The organism is Alcaligenes faecalis, assembly GCF_041521385.1.
In the GTDB taxonomy this organism is placed as follows: Bacteria; Pseudomonadota; Gammaproteobacteria; order Burkholderiales; family Burkholderiaceae_B; genus Alcaligenes; species Alcaligenes faecalis_E.
In genome coordinates, this window is record NZ_CP168006.1 from 718,447 (window position 1) to 736,437 (window position 17,991).

General features: G+C 53.5%; 26 protein-coding genes. 6 read left to right on the forward strand and 20 right to left on the reverse strand.

From position 1 onward, the window contains the following. Positions 1 to 81 precede the first annotated feature (81 nt). From ACDI13_RS03375 to ACDI13_RS03425, 11 genes are all read right to left on the reverse strand, one after another. Positions 82 to 303, reverse strand: coding sequence for a hypothetical protein (locus tag ACDI13_RS03375; RefSeq protein WP_316988779.1), 222 nt, complete (start codon positions 301 to 303; stop codon positions 82 to 84). A gap of 17 nt (positions 304 to 320) precedes the next feature. Beyond that, on the reverse strand, positions 321 to 713 hold the full coding sequence (locus ACDI13_RS03380) for a hypothetical protein (RefSeq protein ID WP_316988778.1): 393 nt from the start codon (positions 711 to 713) through the stop codon (positions 321 to 323). Position 714: 1 nt separating this feature from the next. After that, a complete protein-coding gene (locus tag ACDI13_RS03385; RefSeq protein ID WP_316988777.1) occupies positions 715 to 1,077 on the reverse strand; it encodes a hypothetical protein in 363 nt (120 codons plus the stop codon). 19 nt (positions 1,078 to 1,096) lie between these two features. Beyond that, complete coding sequence (locus ACDI13_RS03390) at positions 1,097 to 1,609, reverse strand: DnaT-like ssDNA-binding protein (protein WP_316988776.1); 513 nt, start codon at positions 1,607 to 1,609, stop codon at positions 1,097 to 1,099. A 9-nt stretch (positions 1,610 to 1,618) separates the two neighbouring features. Further along, positions 1,619 to 1,972 carry a hypothetical protein gene (locus ACDI13_RS03395; RefSeq protein WP_316988775.1) on the reverse strand — a complete coding sequence of 118 codons (354 nt, stop codon included), beginning with the start codon at positions 1,970 to 1,972 and terminating at the stop codon, positions 1,619 to 1,621. 46 nt (positions 1,973 to 2,018) lie between these two features. Then, positions 2,019 to 2,993 carry a major capsid protein gene (locus tag ACDI13_RS03400; RefSeq protein WP_316988774.1) on the reverse strand — a complete coding sequence of 325 codons (975 nt, stop codon included), beginning with the start codon at positions 2,991 to 2,993 and terminating at the stop codon, positions 2,019 to 2,021. A 96-nt stretch (positions 2,994 to 3,089) separates the two neighbouring features. Continuing rightward, the gene (locus ACDI13_RS03405) at positions 3,090 to 3,836 is read right to left on the reverse strand and encodes a hypothetical protein (RefSeq protein WP_316988773.1); all 747 of its coding nucleotides are present in this window, start codon (positions 3,834 to 3,836) and stop codon (positions 3,090 to 3,092) included. 12 nt (positions 3,837 to 3,848) lie between these two features. Beyond that, positions 3,849 to 5,273, reverse strand: coding sequence for a DUF4055 domain-containing protein (locus ACDI13_RS03410; RefSeq protein ID WP_316988772.1), 1,425 nt, complete (start codon positions 5,271 to 5,273; stop codon positions 3,849 to 3,851). Between the two features lie 4 nt (positions 5,274 to 5,277). Next, positions 5,278 to 6,801, reverse strand: coding sequence for a hypothetical protein (locus tag ACDI13_RS03415; RefSeq protein WP_372372700.1), 1,524 nt, complete (start codon positions 6,799 to 6,801; stop codon positions 5,278 to 5,280). Continuing rightward, positions 6,752 to 7,225 carry a DUF2280 domain-containing protein gene (locus ACDI13_RS03420; protein WP_316988770.1) on the reverse strand — a complete coding sequence of 158 codons (474 nt, stop codon included), beginning with the start codon at positions 7,223 to 7,225 and terminating at the stop codon, positions 6,752 to 6,754. Before ACDI13_RS03420 ends, ACDI13_RS03415 begins: the two co-directional genes overlap by 50 nt. Before the next feature lie 30 nt (positions 7,226 to 7,255). Then, positions 7,256 to 7,891 (reverse strand): putative metallopeptidase, encoded by a 636-nt coding sequence (locus ACDI13_RS03425; RefSeq protein WP_316988833.1) that lies wholly within the window; start codon positions 7,889 to 7,891, stop codon positions 7,256 to 7,258. 81 nt (positions 7,892 to 7,972) lie between these two features. Here ACDI13_RS03425 and ACDI13_RS03430 point away from each other — a divergent pair, with 81 nt between their 5' ends. Beyond that, entirely contained in the window at positions 7,973 to 8,272 is a 300-nt protein-coding gene (locus tag ACDI13_RS03430) for a hypothetical protein (RefSeq protein WP_302356661.1), read from the forward strand. A gap of 429 nt (positions 8,273 to 8,701) precedes the next feature. Here ACDI13_RS03430 and ACDI13_RS03435 read toward each other — a convergent pair whose 3' ends face one another. The 8 genes from ACDI13_RS03435 to ACDI13_RS03470 form a co-directional block, all read right to left on the reverse strand. Beyond that, positions 8,702 to 9,061: a hypothetical protein gene (locus ACDI13_RS03435; protein ID WP_316988769.1), complete on the reverse strand. Its 360-nt coding sequence runs from the start codon at positions 9,059 to 9,061 to the stop codon at positions 8,702 to 8,704. 150 nt (positions 9,062 to 9,211) lie between these two features. Continuing rightward, positions 9,212 to 9,556 carry an endonuclease gene (locus tag ACDI13_RS03440; RefSeq protein WP_316988768.1) on the reverse strand — a complete coding sequence of 115 codons (345 nt, stop codon included), beginning with the start codon at positions 9,554 to 9,556 and terminating at the stop codon, positions 9,212 to 9,214. After that, positions 9,553 to 10,503: an AAA family ATPase gene (locus ACDI13_RS03445; protein ID WP_316988767.1), complete on the reverse strand. Its 951-nt coding sequence runs from the start codon at positions 10,501 to 10,503 to the stop codon at positions 9,553 to 9,555. The genes ACDI13_RS03440 and ACDI13_RS03445 overlap by 4 nt, the downstream gene beginning before the upstream one ends. Continuing rightward, the gene (locus ACDI13_RS03450; protein WP_316988766.1) at positions 10,469 to 10,798 is read right to left on the reverse strand and encodes a hypothetical protein; all 330 of its coding nucleotides are present in this window, start codon (positions 10,796 to 10,798) and stop codon (positions 10,469 to 10,471) included. The genes ACDI13_RS03445 and ACDI13_RS03450 overlap by 35 nt, the downstream gene beginning before the upstream one ends. Positions 10,799 to 10,827: 29 nt before the next feature. Further along, positions 10,828 to 11,622 carry a replication protein gene (locus ACDI13_RS03455; protein WP_316988765.1) on the reverse strand — a complete coding sequence of 265 codons (795 nt, stop codon included), beginning with the start codon at positions 11,620 to 11,622 and terminating at the stop codon, positions 10,828 to 10,830. Then, the gene (locus ACDI13_RS03460) at positions 11,619 to 12,086 is read right to left on the reverse strand and encodes a hypothetical protein (RefSeq protein ID WP_316988764.1); all 468 of its coding nucleotides are present in this window, start codon (positions 12,084 to 12,086) and stop codon (positions 11,619 to 11,621) included. The genes ACDI13_RS03455 and ACDI13_RS03460 overlap by 4 nt, the downstream gene beginning before the upstream one ends. Continuing rightward, positions 12,083 to 12,493: a recombination protein NinB gene (locus ACDI13_RS03465; RefSeq protein WP_316988763.1), complete on the reverse strand. Its 411-nt coding sequence runs from the start codon at positions 12,491 to 12,493 to the stop codon at positions 12,083 to 12,085. The genes ACDI13_RS03460 and ACDI13_RS03465 overlap by 4 nt, the downstream gene beginning before the upstream one ends. Positions 12,494 to 12,495: 2 nt before the next feature. Then, the gene (locus ACDI13_RS03470; RefSeq protein WP_063693671.1) at positions 12,496 to 12,807 is read right to left on the reverse strand and encodes a hypothetical protein; all 312 of its coding nucleotides are present in this window, start codon (positions 12,805 to 12,807) and stop codon (positions 12,496 to 12,498) included. Between the two features lie 14 nt (positions 12,808 to 12,821). Here ACDI13_RS03470 and ACDI13_RS03475 point away from each other — a divergent pair, with 14 nt between their 5' ends. Together ACDI13_RS03475 and ACDI13_RS03480 are read left to right on the forward strand one after the other, a co-directional pair. After that, positions 12,822 to 13,055, forward strand: a complete 234-nt coding sequence (locus ACDI13_RS03475) for a hypothetical protein (RefSeq protein ID WP_316988762.1) — start codon at positions 12,822 to 12,824, stop codon at positions 13,053 to 13,055. Positions 13,056 to 13,120: 65 nt separating this feature from the next. Next, the gene (locus tag ACDI13_RS03480; RefSeq protein ID WP_316988761.1) at positions 13,121 to 13,492 is read left to right on the forward strand and encodes a hypothetical protein; all 372 of its coding nucleotides are present in this window, start codon (positions 13,121 to 13,123) and stop codon (positions 13,490 to 13,492) included. 157 nt (positions 13,493 to 13,649) lie between these two features. On the opposite strand, the gene ACDI13_RS03485 is transcribed toward ACDI13_RS03480, so the two are convergent. After that, the gene (locus tag ACDI13_RS03485; RefSeq protein ID WP_316988760.1) at positions 13,650 to 13,913 is read right to left on the reverse strand and encodes a YdaS family helix-turn-helix protein; all 264 of its coding nucleotides are present in this window, start codon (positions 13,911 to 13,913) and stop codon (positions 13,650 to 13,652) included. 81 nt (positions 13,914 to 13,994) lie between these two features. Here ACDI13_RS03485 and ACDI13_RS03490 point away from each other — a divergent pair, with 81 nt between their 5' ends. From ACDI13_RS03490 to ACDI13_RS03500, 3 genes are all read left to right on the forward strand, one after another. Then, complete coding sequence (locus ACDI13_RS03490) at positions 13,995 to 14,417, forward strand: helix-turn-helix domain-containing protein (RefSeq protein WP_372372704.1); 423 nt, start codon at positions 13,995 to 13,997, stop codon at positions 14,415 to 14,417. Positions 14,418 to 14,545: 128 nt separating this feature from the next. Beyond that, positions 14,546 to 15,964 (forward strand): hypothetical protein, encoded by a 1,419-nt coding sequence (locus ACDI13_RS03495; RefSeq protein ID WP_316988758.1) that lies wholly within the window; start codon positions 14,546 to 14,548, stop codon positions 15,962 to 15,964. A 60-nt stretch (positions 15,965 to 16,024) separates the two neighbouring features. Next, positions 16,025 to 16,885, forward strand: a complete 861-nt coding sequence (locus ACDI13_RS03500; protein WP_316988757.1) for a DNA adenine methylase — start codon at positions 16,025 to 16,027, stop codon at positions 16,883 to 16,885. Positions 16,886 to 17,991 lie beyond the last annotated feature (1,106 nt).

The window sequence follows — 17,991 nt, forward strand, 5'->3', positions numbered from 1 at the left end:
CACGCCAGACCTCAGGCTCAAGCTCCGCAATAAGCTGGGCAAATAAACGGGCCTGTGAGCGGTTTGGTCTGCGTATTGCCATTAGATGGCTGCGCCAATGCCTTGCAGGTACTTACGCTGCTGTCTGCAAAGCAGTTTCAAGTGGCGCTGCAGGATTAGCAGCGTGACACCTTCAGCATCCTTAGCTGCAATAGCAGTTGCGGTAATGGCCGACTCGATGCGCTCCGATTCCATGCATGACGAAATGCATTCACCAGCGACCAACTCAATTGTCGCCTTGCTTTCTCTGGTTTCGTTAATCATGCTATCTCCCTTTGGCCTTAGCCCCGAATAATGAATTTCACCGCGCTCGTAACCCCAGCAGCCGGAATCTTTTCAACCGCAATAATGTGAACTGGCACCCCGTCCACAGACAGAACATCGCCAGCCGTGTACTGCATCACCGGTACGGTGCATATAGCCTGCCGATCAGATGCCAGAATTACCGTCCCGTCCATCTCAGTGCCGATGAGCTGCTTACTCACACCTCGTACTGCGCCCCGCAGAACCTCTGTCTGTGTAGTTGGTTCCACCGGCTCCCACGGCTTGCTCGGATCCGGAGTTCCAGGGGTCTTCCGCGTCAGCTTGATATCGCCCTGCCCTAGTCCACCTTGGCTCGTAGGGGCCAGCAGCTGAGCGGCCATCTTTGCCATGTCGGAATAGAAATCGGCCATATCACACCCCCTCCTTCCGGCAAGGCTCAGGCTTCCAGGACATACGTTTGGCTTTTATCGTCCGCCGTCCTTCCGCCAAGGCCTTAATAATCCGATGCCGACCATCAGCCACCCGGCCACTCCAATCCAATAAGATAGGAGCATCAAGGTCAGCGTCGAAAACCTTCTTCACATGCCAAGCCAAGGCGTGCATACTGCTGCCCTGCCAAATCTGACCCGATAGATCTAAAGCAGCTAACGGACAATCAAAAACTGGCAAATCTTTCGCGTCATCCAACAGCCGAGCCACTGAATACTCGTTCCCTTCACCATCTGCGTAATAGTCCTGCAGAGGGCATGCGCTGTTGAACAGCACCTTCGGCATCTTTTCCTGTCTTGGCATATCACACCCTCAAAATGCACTGCGTTGCGCCACGATTGATCAGTAAGCAGCGCAGCAAATCCTCAACTTCTGCCAATTGCGCCCGCTGCATATCAAGCGTCAGAGCCACTCCGTCAGACGGCCCGAAACGCTCTCGCTCAATAACATCCACGCGCTCACGCTTGTTCACAGCGCCCGGAGTAAAACTCGGGCTGGACGCACCCGGCGTCAAAAGCTCCACCAACGCCAGGGCATAGGCGGCATACTCGATCTCGACCGGTACGGAATGGTCGGACAACGCCTCATTTGCACAATGATCGACAGCGCCTGATCTTGGCCATGCCAGAGACTGTGCGCGGCCTTGCGTGGGCTTGCCTGGGTAACGTTCCCCATACTGGCCATCCAGCGACCGGCTAGCCCGCACAAGCGCGGCTGTGCGCTGGGCATCAGCCACACCATCAGCAGACCACGCGGCACCACCAGCCGACATTGAGTGATACTCCAGCGCCCCATCCAGAGTGCCGTAATATTTCATACCGGCTCCTTACGCCGTTTGACGCAACGCCTCGCGTACTTTGTCAGCACCCGCCTTGTGATGAACGGAAGCCCCGCGCTCCTTAGCCAAAGCATGCAGTTGTTCTGCGTTTAGCTCGTCCAGCCCATCCCCAAGCGTTGTATTGGCATTAGCTGCATCAGACGCCAGCTTTTCAGCCTCAACGCGCTCTGTTGACTTCGCTTCTAGCTCAGCTTTAGCTTGCTCCTCAGTCTGCTCACGCCGGGTAAACGGGTGCTCGTAACCAGCCGGAGCAAAAGCCGCATCAATGATCTTGTAGCCCTGAGACCGCAGCTCCACTTTCTGCTCTGGAGTAACCGGGTGCTTTTGATAGATGACTTTCATCCAAATCTCCAATGAAGGAGAGCAGCCGAAGCTGCCCTTCAACTGATTAACCCTGGCCTTCAGCCATCACACCTGCGCTGTGCTTGATGCTGGACACAACCAGATCCCAGTTTGAACCGGTAGCGATCTCGGAATCAGCAGGCGATTTTCCGCCATTGGCCATATCCCAGGCATAGCCTTTCAGGCCAACAGTGAAGTCGTAGTCAATCTGCAGCGTGGTTTCAATACGTTCCTTGCCGTTGCTCGTTTCCACGTTGGAGACCAGGTTGCGAGGATCGCGCACCAAGGCCGCGCCGGTAGTCAAAGACAAAACACGACGCTTCGCGGGGTCTTCCGCTGCCGCTGCAGTAAACAGAGCTGGCGCATCAGTCACAACCGATGGACGCCCCAAGATATCGACCACGCGCACGTTGCCTGCCTGGAACAGCGTTTGAGCATTGGCCAGATTCAGAGCGATGAAGTTGTGGTACTGAATGCCATCCATCACCTGAGCAACGATCTGACTGGAGTGATCCCCAAACAAAGCGTGCGACTCGTTCACCGTCAAATAATCAACTTTCTTGGATGCAGACACATCCACGGTAGCGGCCGCCCCCTGATTGCCAATGGCGGCCACCAGCGCGGCAATGACAGTATTGAGCTGGTCTTGCAGCAGCAACTCCGCAAAGGCGCGAGAGGCAACCTCGACGCCCTCAGCCGTAGGCTTGTTAAGCCACGTCATCTGGGATGGTTCATAGCGCACAGGGCCAAATCCACCAGCAATCTTCACCGCGACGAACTTATCCTGAGACAGATCAATCGGTGTCACGGCATTGTTGGTACCATAGCGATCAACGCGGCGGCGCGCATTGGACAGGTTTTTAAAGAACGAAGTCATCACGAAATCGCCTTCAAAACCTTCGGTGGTCAACACAATAGAGCCGTTAGAGGCGGCATTGAACTTATCGACCATTTGGGCCAGCGTTTCAATCGTCGCTGGCATGAAGTACTTATTGAATACTTCCATTTGAGAGAGAGACATCTGTAGCTCCTATAGCTGTAAAGATGGATGCCGCGCGAGGCGGCTAAGTTTGTGTTGTCGCGCCTCGCGCGTTGCTGCACCCATCGGGGCAGCTATCTATCGGCCAAGCTCTGGATACTTGGCAGCGATTGCTTGTTGGCGCTCTTCTTTGGAGCCACCAAAATTTCCGGCAGTCTGACCGCGCTGGCCTGCGCCGTGGCTTCCAGGTGCACCAGGCCCAGACGCCTTGGCCAGATACGCCTTGCCTTGCTTGGCAGCAAAATCTTTCACGAACTCCACCGGAGAGACTTCACCTAGGTCGGTATCAGCAAACGCAACACGCTGGCCATCATCTTCACGCCGCACCTTGATCTGATCAGCAAGGAACTTGGAAAGCATTGGCTTATGGGCAGGATCAAAACCCGCTTCATCAAGGGCCGCATTCAGCGCGTCACGCCGAGTCTGCCCATCGATATAGCCATCACGCTCGGCGACCTGTGCCGTCATCGCATCCAGATCCGTCTTGTGCTTAGCCTTAAGGCCCTCTACTGCCCGAGCATGCTGCTCTTTCAAAGCTGTAATCTGCTCATCGGGCTTAGCACCAGACTTAAGGCGCTCCCACTCGTCGGCGTCGAAGTCCTCGGGTAACGCACCAATGCGGCCTTCCAGCTCCTCAATCTTGGCCAAGCGATCTTTGGCCTTGGCAGCGTTTTCCTTGTTGGCGCGAACCACGCCGGAAACCTTCGGGTGTGCGTCGATATCCTCGACGTCCAAAACAAAGCGGCCATCGGCCGCTTCTGTGTATAGGTCTTTGAGGTTTTCTGGAACCTCGCCTGCTTCGGTATAGAAAGATTTCAAAGCCACGTCATGGCCTCCTTAGTTGGTAGCGCCCTCGGCGCTGGGAAATAGCGAGCCTACGCCCGCCAGAGGATCGCTATCAGCGTCGTCGTCGCCAATATCCCTTTCCTCTTCTTCGTAAGATTTATCTTCGTGAATCACTCCACCCTGCTGCAGCTTGTCGAACAGCGCACGGTGCGACATAGCACCGCTCTGCCACGCGGCGACCAGTGCCTGGATGTCCTGCGCAGTGATCGAACGATCAAAGAACTCTAGGTTCGGCGTAACGACAACCTTTTCAGGATCTTCTCCAATCCACTTAGCGATATTGCGCAGTGCCCGCTCTAGCCCAGCAGCAGAGGTCTGAGCAATGCTTGTCAGCGTGGCTGTCTGGCTTGCTGCCCGTAGTTTCAATGCCTCACCACTTTCAGCCGACTGCCCTGACTGGAGTACCTGGGCACCAAACTGAGCCGCTCGTGCAAGGGCTTCTTGAATTGCATTAGCCTGCTTCTCCAAGCCCGGGCCGCTAAACTCCAAATACTTGGCATCGCCGCCCTGCGGCAAAATCCATAACACTGAAGAGCCCAGCGTTTTGGGCGCAAGTCCTTGCTCAATTGCGCTTACAGGATCTTCAAACCCGATAGCAACCGGCGTCGGCTCGCTGGTCATGTGCAGCGAGAAGGAGAAATCAGCATCCAGGCGGTAGATACGCACGGCCAGCTTTGCCAAGCCATAAAGAGGCACATCGTCTGGCTCAGGCGTTAAGTCCAGCGAGCCGGCAAACACGAACGGCAAAAAGTCCAGAGCAGCCCCACGCGGCGTAGAGGCGGCAACCTCCTCGCCGGCGGACCAACCGCCATTAGCCTTTTCCCAAACTCGGGCACGGTACACGCCGTCATACGCAATGCATTCACGCAGTCGTGTCACTTGCTTCCATTCACCAGTCTCACGATCACGCACGGGCCCAGACTCATCCAGAACCACATAGTCCGGTACGCCATCAGTAGAGTCCCAGTTGATGATGGACTCAGCCACGTAGCCGGACAGATACGGAATCCCGTCCTCGGTAAGACCGGGCAACAGACCATACCGGCCGGTGGTCATGATTTCCATGCCCATGCGCCGGTGTAGGGCGTCCAGTGTCAAGCCGTCAAGTGTGGCTCGCTCGCGCAGATGCTCCATAGACTCCGGAAGCTCAACCTTCGCAGGCTTGGCCAGCATAATGCCGACCGCCCCTCGAATTGTTGGCGCCGTAACCTCGGGGAACTCAGCTCGCGTCTTATATAAGTCGTACACGCGGGCCTTGGCGACCAGATCCTCAATGGCTGTTGTGCCGGTCTTCATCGGCAAGTATTTCTCGCCTTTTTCCTTAACATCGTCCTCACCTGCTACCGCATCACGCATCAACTCCCATGAAGGAGCAAAGCTGATGTACTCCGGGTGCTTGATACTTGGGTCTTGCATGTGATTATCCAAAAGCGGTTGTGACAACACCAGCCGACTTCAAGCCGATGTTTGGTGCCAACTCGGTCAATGCCCAGACTGTGGCATCGAGCCGATCGGGCGATTTCTTGGCCGTTACTGGCACATATTCCATAAGTTGGTTTTCAAGTAGGTACAGAGCGCCTTTATGCGCCACCCGCCCCTGCTCATAGAGGGCTGAAATAGGCTCAGCTCGGGCGAACTTGCCTTTGCTGGCATGGACTCGCACGATGCGGCCCTTGAATCCAGCATTCCTCAGCGTGGATTCGGCCATGTCGCCGCCCTGGTTCGTCTCGATGACGATAGCGTCGGCATTGTGCTGCTCGTAAGCGGCGATGGCCTTCTGCGCCCAGCCGTTCGGGCTGTACTTGCCGCTGTAGTCGCCATCTACTGAATACTGGCGGTTATCACCAGACCCGTAGGAACTGGCTGCCACAATGCCGGTCTCGTCGCTTTCGTCGCTCGCAGTCGTGGCCGGATCAACCGCCACCACCGTGCGTACAAGTTCATGCCGGATCTGTAGCGCGTGGGCGGCTGTAATTAGCGCCTCAGTCCACAGCGCCCCCTCGGCATTGAATCGCCGTGGACGCTGCATATACTGCGCCTCTGCCGTTCGCCGGTGAGAAAAGAGCGCGGTCCGGTGTGATTCGTTGTGTTTAAAGGGCCAGAGCCAGCCATCAGGTAGGCCGTGGTCAATCGGGATGCCGTGTGTATTCTCTTCCGGATACAGCAGGCTGTTGTCAATGATCACCGGTAGATTCAGATGGTGCCACTTCTCCCCAGACCCGCCACGTAGCAAATAGCCGCTCAGGTCGCTGTAATGGATCCGCTGCATGATCACGATCATCGGCGTTGTTTCAATCGCCAGTCGTGATTTGATCGTTTCGTTGAATCGGTCGTTAATGCCGCCGCGCACCGTATCGCTGTATGCATCATCGGGTTTGACCGGATCGTCAATGATCAGCGCGCCCTGCCAGCCTGGCTCCATATGCCCGGCCCGAAAGCCAGTGACCTGACCCGCGGCTGATGAGGCATACACGCCACCACCATGCTCAGTCCACCACATGGCCTTACTGTCTGCATCGTCGCGCAGCACCATGGGCCACATGGCCTGGTAAGCCTGCGACTTCACAATCCCCCGCGCCGTACTGGAGTTCAACAACGCCAAATTGTGCGAGTAAGACAGGTGCATGAACCGGGCGCGATTATTCAGCGCCAGGCCGCGCCCGATCATATTGATAGTGGCCAGCTCCGTCTTTGTATACCCAGGCGGGACATTAATGATCAGGCGGGTAATCTCACCAGTCACCACACGATCAAGCGTTTGCTGGATCACTTTGTGGTGTGGGGCCACGATCATCTTCTTGCCTATCCGCTGCTTGAAGAAGTACCGGGCAAAGAAAAGCCCCTCGTCCTGACAACGGACCTTGGCTACTTGGCGCAGGACATCAGGATCAACATCAGTACTCATCTTCAAGTGCTGAGACGGCAGCAGCGACTGATTTTTCATCGACCACCACCGTCCTATGCTCCATGGGCTTCCCACCTGGGCCGCTCAGCTCCCGCCTGTTGGTGAACATGCCGCCCATCTCCTTGGCAGCTTGCTCCATCAAGGAAGCAGCCAGGACGATGTTCTTACGGCGCATCGCCTCGTTCGCCATACGGTGAAGCTGGCGCAATCGGAATGCCTGATCAGCAATCGGGATCTCTGCCACTTCCTTACGAAACCGCTCTCGCGTGTCGTGAAACAGGTCGCTCCACTTCTTCGATAACTGGCGGCCAGATACCTTCGTCGGGTCGTACTGTCCCACCTGGTTACGCGGAACATCGATACCAAATTCTTCCTTGACCGCCTCTGCAACTTGAGTAGGCGTGTCGTAGCACGCAAGCGATTGCACAATGAAACGCTGCGCGGCCTCACTGAGCTTTGCCATAATGTGAAATCCGTCTAGCTTGTGTCTATGTTAGGCAGCGACCTTTAAGCAGGTGCCGCATGCGTGTGCAATGTTGGCTCTTGCCACTGATGGGCCTGCCTTGGCGGCGTCAATCAGCCGCTGCACATCTTGAGATGCTCCGTAACGCTGGACCACCCCAATGAACTCTTCCACGTCGTGACCGACCATGCAAAGCTTGGGGAATCCTTCTTTATCAAACTTGGGTGAGCCGAACTCATCCATCTGCTGGCCGATATGCATCAGCTCATGTTCTACCAGTGCGCAGAACTCGACGTCGCTGCACTGGGAGCAGTAATCGGCTGCCAGAGTAATGATGAACTGAGGCACGGAGCCGAACCACTCGCGCATCTGCTGCTCTTGGCGGGCCTTCTGCCACCCGCCTGCGCGGAACATCACTTGCTCACATTGGCCCAGTACTGTACGGCCTTGCTTAGTGAAGGCCGTCGATGCCCACAAGAAGCACAGATCGGCATCGATTAGATGGGAGTGGTCGGGGTTATGGATGGGGCCGTCGTCAGCCAAGATCGTCGCATTAACCCATTCTTTTAACTCAGGGGATGGCTCTACCCCACCCCACAACGAATCAAGAAGCTCTTTCGATGGATAGGGCCGGGTTCCGAGCAAAGCGCGTGGATTATTTTTCATAAAACACATTGTTTTTTTGCCGTAAATCAGCAACAATGGATTATCTATAGATTGTCCATAGATCAATTAACAGGAAGCCCTATGAGTTACCCGACACCCGAGACCATTGCTGCCCGTCTAAGCCAACTACACTCCGAAGAGTTCGGTGGAAAGACGATGGGGCGCTATCGAATTGATAGAGAGTTGTTTAAAGACCTAGCCAATAGAGACAAGTTGGAAAAAGTCGTTGTAGATAAAGTCGCGAAAGCCTTAATGGAAGATCATGGGTTAATTCTCATGGACCTTGGTCCATATCTTGCAGTTCTTCAAGCAAAAAAGGCTCTAGCTTGGCGAAGTGCCACTAAAAAAATCGTCTCGACAGCAGTTGAAGATATCCAGTAGATCGTTTGCGAGGTAGTGGCTAATCCTGCCCCCATTTTTCTGCCCATCCCCACAGTAGGCGCACTCGATAGCCACCAAGCCTAGTCACAAACGAAAAACCCGCCGATCTCACGATGGGCGGGCTTGTTCAAAACCTATAGGCACAGTTGTGCTCACTGGTATTCTTGCAGTTTCCCTTGCAGTTTGCCAGACTGAGATCTTGCAGTTTTAGCGCCCAGGTATATGTAGCGGATGTGGCGCCAGTCTTTTCCACTTGCACCTGTCCAGACTTACTCAGCTCTACGAGAACTTGGCGCACTCCCTCCCGCACAGCGCCCCGCTGTGATTCGGTGATAGCCTTTGCCTGAGTGACATGTCGCACAATCTGAGCCATCCTGAACCCTCGACCTGGATACGCCGCCAGCAGATCAATCACCTCCGACGCATACTTCACAGCAACACCTCCTTTTCTACCTTGGCCCTGAATCCTTCCAGGTGCCGTTTGTAATCCTCGTCCCGCAAGATGGCTCCAGTGATCTGTCGAATCCACCGCCGCGCTACCACCAATCGCTCAGAAGCCGACAGGTTGCCAAAGTGCGAGTTCTTCCGCGTGTACTCAGCCTGCACCACCATGGCCTGATAAATCGGCAGGCGCTGGTACAAGGCATCCACAGCCTGGGCGTGGTCTTGGTTAATCGGGCGGTAGTCGTCCTCCCAGGGCACGTACCGCTCCATATTCCCGACCGTCTCGCCCGACCAGCACCAGCGGGCCCAGTTCCAGATCAAATCATCGCCGGTCAGTTTTTGCATGGCTGCCCTCTCCGAATAATGCTTTCAGCCCTTCCCGCGCCCGCTCCCGCTTTGCCTCTGGCTGTCGCTCCTGGTGCTCTTGCCGCTTCCTGCGCACGAAATCAACATGCTTCGATGGGTCTTGGTACATCCAACTTGGGTATGACATGGCTATACCTCCTGAATCCGCAGAATCACAGCGCCACCGCGCACAGGCTCTTTCATACTCACAACCAAGGGGTCAAACGCACTGTCATCCACCCCCAGTGCATCACACACGCCGTCAATCCCCGACTTCATCGATGCCAGCAGATTGTCCCGGTCCCGTCTGCGCCTGTCTGGAGGCATGAACTCCAGCACCAGGGCCGGGCTATCCGGCACCGACTGTTTATGCTGGCTGGCCAGCAGGCGACATTGCTGCCGGTACGCGGCTTTCAGCTTTGCCAGCGCCATGTGGTGCAAGCGTGCATTCGGGCTTAGGTCTTTGTGCGGCCATGGCAAACGGATTTCGATCATGCCGAAAACCTCCGTATGTCTAATGGAATATTCCGGCTGTCTGGTGTGTATTGAAGGCTCTCAGGGTGGAACCAGAGCGCGACAGAACCCTCCCACTCACCATGTCGGTTCTTATCGCAAACAAGCATGGCATCGGGCTTGCCACTAATGTCGTCTGGCACATGCTCACCAGCACGTAGCAGTTTCTCAACCGTCTTTTCTTTTTTCTTGTTGCGCCAAACAGTCAGCATCTGATCCACTTGATCTGTAACGGCCCCCGTACCCTTACTGTCGAACTTGCCCGGTATGCTGTCCTCTGAGTCACTTTTTCGGACGTGGTGGACCACATGGATGTGAATATCCAAGTCCCTGGCCAGACTCGTCAGCATGTCTACGAAGTCTTTTTGTCCGTTGTGGTCGTCCTCTCCCCGAACGCACTTCATCAGGCTATCAATGATGAAATGCTTGATGGCTAGCTTTGTTGCGCCGTACCGGATGACGGCATAGATCATTTCAGGCTTAACGCTGCCCATCTGGTCGTACAGCCAGAACTTGTCTTGTGCCCAATCCATCAATGCATTGGCTGCTGTTTCGCCAGGAGTGGCGTTCATCGCAAACTGGCGCAACATCCGTTTCAGCGTTGATAGCGGGCGCATCTCAAAGCTGGCTACACACACCCGCTCACCCTGGGCGGCAAACCACATGGCGGCTTGCCCCAGCAATTGAGACTTGCCGTGTCCGTTAATGCCCTGCCAAAGCGTGACCTCACCACCGCGAAAGCGTAAGTGATCGTGCGTCTTGGCCCAAGGAAGCTTGGCCCCAATAATCTTGTCGCCTTCACGAACCGACCTCACCAGAGCGCCACGCCACGCATCGGCAGACAAGACTTTCACCTGGGGTTCAGACTCAGCCATGTAAGCCTTGAAGTCAAAGCTATCGGGCGTGATGATTTGTATTTGCTTGTCCACTATTCAACCTGTAGTCATCAAAAATATCGTTACTTGAGGTGATGATGCGCTCCGGGGAAAACTGCCGTATACGCCTAAATGCAGCCCTTAGCCTGCTCCGATCACTGCCTTGCAGCAGCACCGTCAGCCCGTGCAAAAACCGGAAATCCAAAGCGGCTATGTCGTCATCGGCGCTGATATGCACCTCCGGCTTGCCATCGAGTTCCAACGTGTTGGCGGCATCCAGAAAAAAGCTTTCAGGGCAGCCCTCATTCAGCAGGAAAACCCACACCATTCGAGGCTTGTAGCCGCACATGCGTAGCTCCGTTATCGCCACCTGCCCCCTCATATCGCCCCCTCAAACGGATCATCAGAGCCATCAACGTCCTCGATTTGGTCTTCCCATCCCCTGGCGTTTAGCCAAGTTGCTGGGTACGGGATGTACTGCCCCTTCGACTTTTTCCAGTCTTCCAGAGTCTTGGCCCGCTCAATGCCTTTGGTGATCTTGGCAAGAAGCTGCTCGTCAGGATTGATTTTGAAAAACGCCTTTTCAGCAGAACCCTTGGATCGTTTTTTAGGGTACGCAGTCCAGAACCGCGCAAAGGCGTCAGCACTTGCGCAAGTCTTTTGTATGTTGTCTTTTGGAAGGTTGTCTTTTGTGTGTACCGATTCGGTACTATCGACCTGTACCGATTTGGTACTAGCAAAATCCTTTTTCGGTACACCCTGTACCGATTCGGTACTAGTGCCGATTTGGGACACCTGTACCGATTTGGTACTATCTTTGGGCAGCTCATCAGCGGTAATCCAGGATCGATAATCCTTATTGACTGACACGATCGACCCATAAATCCCAGGCTGTTTATTGATGACCTTCATTTCAGCCAGTTGATTTAGCGTGCTGGTCACATGAGATCGACTCATACCGCATATATCCCCGATCTGGGACGCAGAAACGTCATCAGCGGTCTTGCCGTACCCGTAGGTCTTGCGAATCACAGCAAAGAACACGTGCATCTGCCTGCCAGTGAAGCCAAATCGCAAAGCTGCATCAAAGAGCTCATTAGCGATGCGCAAATAACCGTTCTCAAGTTGAGGCAGCTCTCTGTCTTCCATTTGAATGACCTGTGCGGTATTCATTCGCCATCTCCATGCACGACTCTACTCAGCGGCTTGATAGCCTGCTGGTAATGCGCTTCGATTTCATCTGTCCACAGCCCCTTGCGAATCAAAAGGGATCGTGTGGCGTCTACGTACTCCCACTCCTTCTTCCAACGCTCTGCACGTGGCATACCGCCCTGGTCATGCTGGCGGTGAAATTCAGGGCACAACGGAAAGCAAAGGCTGTCACAAGCCTTAATGCCCATCCCTTTACCAAAGTTCACATGGCAGGCTTGAGCTGGGCGGCCAGTAATCAGGCAGCCCAACGAAACGACGTTCTGCCGGTGTGATTTGCTGCGCAGTAGACGAGACGGTTTGCGTCCGTGTTGCACTTTCACGCCAGCAGCGCCAGAACGCGATTTCGCGCTTTGCTTTGATTTCATGGGCTTGCCGCGCTGCATCGGCTTTGTCGGAGCCTTGAAGGTGCTGTTGAACGCTCTCACGACCCACCCCCCAAAGACGTAGGCGACCAGCGAACGCCCTTTTCAGTACCGAACGACAGGGCCAGCTCGATCAGCTCGGACATCTGGCGCACCGTCATCTTGCTTGTGCGCTGGCCCAGCATCACGATCCCGCCCCGGATGCCCTGAGACATGCGCGTCTCTTGATTCAAGCTCGCCGACAGAATGTCTTTCCACTCGTCGGCCTCCAGCTTGGTGGCCACCCCGTTGACCATCCAATCAACCTGTTTGGATAGATCGGCCAGGATCGACCACATCATTGCGTTCTGGTCCAGCGATCGAGTACGTGGGCGGATCTCCACCCTGTAGTTTTCAGGTGCCTCAGCAATCGCTCGGGCCGCGTTACGGCGCACAAGCGGGTTCACAAGGTGGAAAACCTGTTTATCCATGATTACCTCCCGCACTCACCCAAGCCTTGCCGGGCGCACTCACAGTGGGCGCCGATCTGAGCACCAAAAGCCAAGAAGTCCATATAAGCGGGAGTCGTGATTACCATTCCCAAGACATCAATGGCTATATCCATCCTGTCGATGGTCAAACCCATCTGGCCCGACAAGAATCGGCTCACCTGACTTTCATCCCAGCCCAAACGATCTTTAACTGCCGCTTTGATACGCGGATCAGTAAGCGCCTGGCGGAAGGCGCGGTCCATGCTCGGACGTTGTGGGCGGTTGTCCACCCGTGCTGCTGTGGTGGCATTCATTGGGAGTCAGTCCTATGCAAAAAGAGTTGAATGCTATTGAAAGTGGCTTCGATCAAACTGGTGAAACTGAACAAGGAGTTGTGATGACCGAAACCGAGAAAATCTTGACCCAGGCAGAAGACATCGCCCGGCGTACCTTTGAAGAACCAACGCAGCAAACTGTCATGCAACTGTTTGCGCGTCTGTGTGATGAGCGGGACATGCAAGACTTAAGTGAACCTGCATGCCCCTCTCATGAACTGCATTAAGTGGCCAACCCCAATCAGCTATGCTTAGAGATTCCAGTAACTAAACTTTTTGAAAGGAATTGGCCGTGAAATCAATAAGTTTGAAAAACTTCGTTAAAAGCCGTCGATCTCAAGAAGGAAGTGTTGAGGTGCACGCTGAAACAGCAGATGGTGAGGCTGTGCAACTGCATTTCACTCCTGAGATTTCTGAACAAATTCTGTGGTCAATCCTCTCGACCTCTGGACAGGACTACATAAACACCTGGAAACTTTGGCCGCTCAGCCCAGACCACCTGGTAAGAACCACATACTCCAACGGAGATATGGATCTCACTCTTGCCCAACAAAAACGGGCGGCCTTCCAGGTGCGAATATCACCCGATCTCCGACAGGCGCTAATTCAGGCACTGACGCAGGTAAGCCATCAGTCCAAGGCCCCCAGTGAGGATCTGCACTAGTCCGCTTTTGTTTGGGCTCCGCTACTTCACTCAAGTAGCGGTCCAACGCCGGCCGGATCAGAAACAAAACGAATCGGGCATATAACTTACGCATCACCGCTCTCCTTTCGTAGTTACGTCAGTCGGGCCGATGGGTATCGGCTCTCGCTTTTCTGGATCACACATTGGCGCGCTCCTTATCGAACTGGCTAAGAGGAGGTTTCCTAAGCTCTGGCCAAATATCAGCCCAGTCATGAGGCCGCAGATGCTTCCGGCTTAGCTTTCCATTCGTCCTTTCCTCTATACGCACGCAAACCTTTTCAGATACTGGGCGGATATCGTTCAGGAATTGATAGACCTGAGACTGGCTTACGCCAATCCTCCGGGCGAACTCAGCCTGAGTCAGGCCAGTCGCATTTAGGTAGTGAGCAATAGGGTTCATGAACAAATACTAGCATCGCTATTAAATTGAATCAATAGCTATGCTAGTTGCACGTATTAATAGCGTTGCTATATTTCGCCAATGCAAACACGCAAACCCCTGTCCCAAACCCCGCAAGACGACGCTGCGCGTCTGAAACGCCTATACAACGAACGCACGTCTCTCTCACAAGCAGAGTTCGGGGCTCGCTTTGATATAGGCAACCAGGGGGCTGTGTGGCAGTACTTAAACGGCAGAAGGCCCTTGAATATGAAAGCGGCCAAGGGGTTTGCTTCTGGTCTGGGCGTAAATATCGAAGACTTCAGCCCTTCGATCGCTCAGACGATTAAGGCAGCAGAGATGTGGACCGGCGATAGCGAAGACGGAGCTGCTTGGCCATTCGATTTGCTTGATGAGCGAAAAATCCAGGCCCTAGAAAATAGCGCCAAGACCAAGTTGGAAAAGTCAGTTCTGAATGCCGCCGCCCAGCTCGGCCTGGACGTGAAGAAAGATGAGAGCAAGTGAATGACTGGTAACGTGACCCAGCCCAGGGAGGCTGTACGTAAGAAGGACTGAGCAGGAAAAGACAAGGAGCCGTTTGGCTCCTTATTTTTTAACATTGAAGTAGCAAAAATCAATTCGAGAAACTATTTATGAGCCGCCATCAGTTCAAGACGGTAGAAGCCCCGATAGATGCTTTGTTGCTGGACACCGCTAATCCACGAATCCGTTCCGCCGAGACTCAACAGGAATGCGTCAACCTAGTAATGAGAAAGCAGTCTCAAATGATTAGGCTAATCAAGAGCATAGCTCAAGATGGCCTAGGAACGATGCCAATTCTTCTGCATCGCCCTGACACTAAAAAGTCCGAGTGGATAGTAAAAGATGGAAACCGACGCATAACTGCTCTCAAGCTACTGAATAATCCGGCGCTTTGCTCTGAAGAGAGCGTCAGGGAGCAAATCAAAACAATATCCGAACAGTACAAGGTGAACATCCCTGCCTCTATTGACTGTTTGGAATCTAGTGACTTGCAAGTCTTGAATCGAGAGGTACTTGCTAGGCATGGAGGAGCAATGGAGGGTGTGGGTCAACTTGACTGGGAGGCCTACCTGCGTACTGTATTCCAACTGACATCCGGCCTAGCTACTGAAAATAAGAGAGCAGGTCAATACTTGCTTTGGGCCGAGCGTAACGGGATACTTGTTGGCGACGATTTCCCTATAACAACTCTCACTCGATTCTTCTCTGAATCCAATCTACATAGATTGGGGTTTGACATAAAAAATGATCAACTTACTCCCATTCTTGATCCAGAAAAGCTGACTCGTCTAACTCTTAAGGTTATTACCGATTTCGGCGTCAATAAATTAAACGTCAACAAAGTATTCACAGCAGAGCTTGCATCAGAGTACATCGATCAAGCTCGACAATCAGCTCAAGTAGATGAAATAGACGACACCACGCCAACAGAAGAACAGCCCTTTAACCAAAATACTGGTGCGGGTGCGGGTGAAGGGGCAGCGGGAGCAAACGATCAACAGCATGGCGACGCAGAAAACGACAAACACCCACAGGAAGAAGCCGAACATAGTGGGCCTCGGACCGGCCGTCCAACTCAGCCAAGAAAACCCTCTTGGGATCGATTAAAGCTCTTCCACAAAGGCGCACCTGCCCCAGCAATCCCTAGCACGGAAAACAAGCTAAGGAACCTCATCGTTGAACTAAAAGACATCAACGTAAAAAAAGCCCCTCACGCCGTTGCGGCATTATTGCGTGCCGTGCTAGAACTTAGCTCTAACCACTATGTAGAAAAAAACGCTCTTCGCGCCGACAATCTTGCTAAACGCATCTTGAAATCTGCTGAGCACATGGAACAAGGCGGTGCCTTAACCACCTCGCAGCTTGAATATGTACGAGCAATCTGTAACAGCGACAAGATGCAGTCCACTGTGCTGAACATTGACACCTTGCAAAAGTTTTTGCACCGCGAAAGCCACAATGCCGACTATCAGGTGATCAATACCTTCTGGGACAATCTTGCATGCTACGTCCAATCATGCTGGCGATGACAGAGCTGGCCAACCCCAAACAACATGGGTATCATTACGTCCTAAAGGACGGAATTCTATATGTATTTCAACACTCCCCTGCGTTACCCCGGAGGCAAAGGCAAGCTCACGGACTATTTAAAACTCCTGCTTGTACAAAACGACCTTATCGACGGTGAATACTGTGAGCCCTATGCGGGTGGTGCTGGAATCGCCCTTAACCTGTTAATGGATGGCTATGTGTCTGCCATCCATCTCAACGACCTCAATCGGGGGGTTTACTCGTTCTGGCGCACCATCCTCACAAAACCTGATGAGTTTTGCGCTCGTATAGAGAGCACGCCTATAAACATGGATGAGTGGTATAGGCAGCGAGAAACTGCCTTTGATGAATCAGCAAATGAGTTTGAAGTCGGATTTGCTACTTTCTTTTTGAACCGATGTAACCGTTCTGGCATCATCAAGGGCGGTGTTGTGGGCGGAAAAGCCCAGGAAGGCCCTTGGAAGCTGGATGCTCGTTTTAAGAAAGAAGCTTTGATTAATCGCATAGAGAGAATTGCGTTACGGAGTCAGCAGATCCACGTCTATAACCACGATGCCGTAGATCTCATCACAGAGGTATTGCCACAACTTCCGTCAAATACCTTGGTGTATCTTGACCCCCCGTACTACGTAAAAGGTTCTGGGCTATATCAAAACTTTTACACTCATGAAGACCATGAAAAAATAGCCAAATTAGTACTAGCGAAAATCACTCATCCATGGCTTGTTTCATATGACCATGCGCCTGAGATTATCTCCATGTACCAAGGTTGCCGGTCCATTTCATACGGTATTAACTACAGCGCGCAAAATCGTTACAAAGGCGCTGAGGCTATGTTTTTTAGTGACTCCCTAAAAATCCCAGATATCAAGAACCCCTCCAATATACACGCAGCTTAAGCCACTAGGCATTAGGTGTGCTCTCATAAAAGATAAGACTCTAGCCCCTCCCGGGGCTTTTTATTGCCTGGACAACCCGCTTCGGCGGGTTTTTCTTTTCCCGGCTCCCACCCAGCCTATCCAGGCCCAACAGTTAGCCACATTACCTTGACCTAAAATACTGTATAGATATACAGTGCAACTATCCCCCCCTGCCCCGCCATATTGATGCGCTCCACGTAGCTCCCACGAATCAGAGCGCGTATCTAAAACGCCCACTTGTAAGAGAAGAGCATTGCGATATGACGAGTAATACCGATAAACCACCAGCGCGACCTCTCGGCCTATCGCTGGAGGATGCCGAAATGGCCCAAAAACGTTCTGCCCAATTAGCTGAGCTTATCCCTGTCTTGACTGCCGGACTACAGCCCAACTTGCTGGAACTCGCTATTGAGCTAGCGGAAGACTTGACCAGCGCACTATCTAACCTACGTTAATAGCATCACTCCTTCCCGCTTCGGCGGGTTTTTAACCACAAATCAAATAGCGTTGCTATTGACTTTGAATTACTAGCAATGCTAGTATTCATCCAACGCTTCACCAAAACCGCAGAACACCTTTAGGCAAAGCCACGGTAAGTAACGGTACAGAGAGAGCGCCAGCAGCAAAGGCTGCGCCCGCCACGGCGGAGGCTCTTTAACAAAACGGGAATTCAGGAGAGGGCGCGCAGAGATGCGTGCTTGAAGGCGGAGTCTAGGCCCAGCCCCTTTCGGAGCTGGGTGTGCCGCTAACTGCCCAAGAGCATGAGCAAGAACAGTAAGGACCGGACTTGCTTGTAGCTTAAGGACAGTTTGATTGTCAGCTTGATCATGGCATGAGCCCTGATATCGCTGGCAGGCCTGCCAACTGGTTAGGGTTGGCATTTATATCGCGCTGTGCCTGGCGCTAGCGGTTTGCAAACCTAGGATAGCTCCCCGCGACACTGGTCAGCCTCGCCTTCCAGTGTCCGGCTCACCGCCCTCTGAAGCATTGACGCCCGATTACGCTCGGCGGCAGCGATGCAACAGAGAGCGGATCACCTTCAGCAACTTGTGAGGCCGCATCTATAGGGATTCACGGTCCCTAAG

Coding starts and splice junctions, on each gene's coding strand:
- ACDI13_RS03410 (WP_316988772.1), bottom strand. CDS start 5,273: ATGCAAGACCCAAGTATCAAGCACCCGGAGTACATCAGCTTTGCTCCT.
- ACDI13_RS03380 (WP_316988778.1), bottom strand. CDS start 713: ATGGCCGATTTCTATTCCGACATGGCAAAGATGGCCGCTCAGCTGCTG.
- ACDI13_RS03425 (WP_316988833.1), bottom strand. CDS start 7,891: ATGAAAAATAATCCACGCGCTTTGCTCGGAACCCGGCCCTATCCATCG.
- ACDI13_RS03455 (WP_316988765.1), bottom strand. CDS start 11,622: ATGAATACCGCACAGGTCATTCAAATGGAAGACAGAGAGCTGCCTCAA.
- ACDI13_RS03395 (WP_316988775.1), bottom strand. CDS start 1,972: ATGAAAGTCATCTATCAAAAGCACCCGGTTACTCCAGAGCAGAAAGTG.
- ACDI13_RS03500 (WP_316988757.1), top strand. CDS start 16,025: ATGTATTTCAACACTCCCCTGCGTTACCCCGGAGGCAAAGGCAAGCTC.
- ACDI13_RS03400 (WP_316988774.1), bottom strand. CDS start 2,993: ATGTCTCTCTCTCAAATGGAAGTATTCAATAAGTACTTCATGCCAGCG.
- ACDI13_RS03420 (WP_316988770.1), bottom strand. CDS start 7,225: ATGGCAAAGCTCAGTGAGGCCGCGCAGCGTTTCATTGTGCAATCGCTT.
- ACDI13_RS03415 (WP_372372700.1), bottom strand. CDS start 6,801: ATGAAAAATCAGTCGCTGCTGCCGTCTCAGCACTTGAAGATGAGTACT.
- ACDI13_RS03375 (WP_316988779.1), bottom strand. CDS start 303: ATGATTAACGAAACCAGAGAAAGCAAGGCGACAATTGAGTTGGTCGCT.
- ACDI13_RS03430 (WP_302356661.1), top strand. CDS start 7,973: ATGAGTTACCCGACACCCGAGACCATTGCTGCCCGTCTAAGCCAACTA.
- ACDI13_RS03465 (WP_316988763.1), bottom strand. CDS start 12,493: ATGGATAAACAGGTTTTCCACCTTGTGAACCCGCTTGTGCGCCGTAAC.
- ACDI13_RS03385 (WP_316988777.1), bottom strand. CDS start 1,077: ATGCCGAAGGTGCTGTTCAACAGCGCATGCCCTCTGCAGGACTATTAC.
- ACDI13_RS03475 (WP_316988762.1), top strand. CDS start 12,822: ATGCAAAAAGAGTTGAATGCTATTGAAAGTGGCTTCGATCAAACTGGT.
- ACDI13_RS03440 (WP_316988768.1), bottom strand. CDS start 9,556: ATGATCGAAATCCGTTTGCCATGGCCGCACAAAGACCTAAGCCCGAAT.
- ACDI13_RS03470 (WP_063693671.1), bottom strand. CDS start 12,807: ATGAATGCCACCACAGCAGCACGGGTGGACAACCGCCCACAACGTCCG.
- ACDI13_RS03435 (WP_316988769.1), bottom strand. CDS start 9,061: ATGCAAAAACTGACCGGCGATGATTTGATCTGGAACTGGGCCCGCTGG.
- ACDI13_RS03390 (WP_316988776.1), bottom strand. CDS start 1,609: ATGAAATATTACGGCACTCTGGATGGGGCGCTGGAGTATCACTCAATG.
- ACDI13_RS03490 (WP_372372704.1), top strand. CDS start 13,995: ATGCAAACACGCAAACCCCTGTCCCAAACCCCGCAAGACGACGCTGCG.
- ACDI13_RS03485 (WP_316988760.1), bottom strand. CDS start 13,913: ATGAACCCTATTGCTCACTACCTAAATGCGACTGGCCTGACTCAGGCT.
- ACDI13_RS03450 (WP_316988766.1), bottom strand. CDS start 10,798: ATGTGCGGCTACAAGCCTCGAATGGTGTGGGTTTTCCTGCTGAATGAG.
- ACDI13_RS03495 (WP_316988758.1), top strand. CDS start 14,546: ATGAGCCGCCATCAGTTCAAGACGGTAGAAGCCCCGATAGATGCTTTG.